Annotated in this window: 1 pseudogene; it reads right to left on the reverse strand. The window is 42.8% G+C overall.

The annotated features are described in order from the left end of the window. Positions 1 to 85: 85 nt before the first annotated feature. Positions 86 to 278: pseudogene (locus ETC27_RS17925) on the reverse strand (hypothetical protein); the annotation flags it as partial.

Consider the following 278-nt stretch of genomic DNA (forward strand, 5'->3'; position numbering starts at 1 on the left):
TTCTCTCCTCTATCTTTTCTTTTGTTTCTCCGTGGAGCAAGGCTTTTATAACTCCTCAACTTGTGTGAGGGCTAGCCAAAACGGCTTATGCACGTTTAAGGTATTCACCTGTTTGTGTATTGATTTCAAGTTTTGTTCCTGCTTCAACAAAGTCAGGGACATTGACAACCAAGCCTGTTTCCATTGTTGCTGGTTTACCTGACCCTGTTACTGTTGCACCTTTGATAGAAGGTTGAGTTTCAGCGACTTCAAGTACGACAGTCGTTGGCAATTGAAGC

The organism is Onishia niordana (assembly GCF_004798965.1).
In the GTDB taxonomy this organism is placed as follows: domain Bacteria; phylum Pseudomonadota; class Gammaproteobacteria; order Pseudomonadales; family Halomonadaceae; genus Onishia; species Onishia niordana.